The organism is Pseudoalteromonas sp. BSi20480 (assembly GCF_000241365.1).
Classification (GTDB): Bacteria; Pseudomonadota; Gammaproteobacteria; order Enterobacterales; family Alteromonadaceae; genus Pseudoalteromonas; species Pseudoalteromonas marina.
Genome location: NZ_BADX01000131.1, coordinates 1 through 1265 on the forward strand (window position 1 = coordinate 1; position 1265 = coordinate 1265).

At 41.8% G+C, this 1265-nt stretch carries 1 protein-coding gene; it reads right to left on the reverse strand.

Going from position 1 to position 1265, the window contains the following annotated elements:
• Window positions 1–8 precede the first annotated feature (8 nt).
• Window positions 9–1189, reverse strand: a protein-coding gene (locus P20480_RS05960; RefSeq protein WP_086007400.1) for an IS3 family transposase whose coding sequence is annotated in 2 segments (ribosomal slippage) — window positions 9–931 and window positions 931–1189 — 1182 coding nt in all. Because the reading frame shifts where the segments join, the coding sequence is not laid out codon by codon here.
• Between the last annotated feature and the right edge of the window lie 76 nt (window positions 1190–1265).

The following is a 1265-nucleotide window of genomic DNA, read 5'->3' on the forward strand; positions in this document are numbered from 1 at the left end:
TGTAGTGGTCAATAAAATTTGGCCACAGCTTTAGAATCTTGGTATCTAACCTCAGATTCATTTGGCGCTAAACCGGCATTATAATGATGTGGCCTAACGTTGTTGTAATACCCGTTGATATAATCACTCACACTATATTTAGCATCTTTAAAGTTTTCGTATCCAACCTTTGGCATCCACTCCGTTTTAAAGCTTCTAAAAAATCGCTCCATTGGCGCATTATCCCAACAATTTCCGCGCCTGCTCATACTTTGTGTAATTTTATAGCGCCATAAACGTTGACGATATTTTAAACTTGTATAATGACTACCTTGGTCTGAATGAAACATCAGTCCACTTGGCTTACCTCTGCTTTCATACGCGAGTTCAAGCGCTTTTAGCGTTAAGTTAGTATCTGGCGACAACGACATTGCCCAACCAACGACTTTACGTGCAAACAAATCAACAACGACCGCTAAATAGGCCCAGCGATTGCCTGTCCAAATATACGTCACATCACCGCACCACACGGTATCTGGCTCAACAACATCAAATTGTCTATCAAGCAGATTTGGAATTTCAAGGTGCTCATTACCACCGCGTTTATATGAATGTTGAGGTACTTGGCAGCTTTCAAGCTTTAATTTAACCATTAGCTTAGCAGCACGATAACGACTCAATTCAAAATCATTGTTCGTTGCTATTGCCGCGATTGTCCGCGCCCCAGCTGAGCCGCCGCTCATTGCATGTATGGCTTTAACTTCAGCTTCTAGCCTTATTTGCTCTGGCGTCGGCGTTGTATCCCGTATAGCCCAATATTTATAGCTGCTACGATGCACATTGAATACGTTACACAGCACGCTAATTGGGTAACGCTCTCGTTGATTTAGTTTCTCAATTAACGAGAATTGTTCAGGGAGTCGGACATCAAGAGAGCGGTAGCCTTTTTTAATATATCCTTTTCTAATTTAATGCGTTGGATTTGCTTTTTAAGTTCGCGGATTTCAATTTGTTCGGGCGTCATTGGTGAAGCAGATGGTGTCTGGCCACTCCGCTCTTGCTTTAATTGAGTAACCCACTTACTGACGGTTGATTTACCCACCCCCATCGCTTTGGCTGCTTCTTCTTGAGTATAACTTTGGTCAACTACAAGCTGAGCTGTTTCTAATTTGATTGCCGCAGAATACGTTGCGCGTTTTAATTTCGTCATTTTTTCACCCAAATTTGTATGCTTATTAGCATAACATTTCTTTCTTAATGGGTGGCCAAAATCACTGTACCACTAC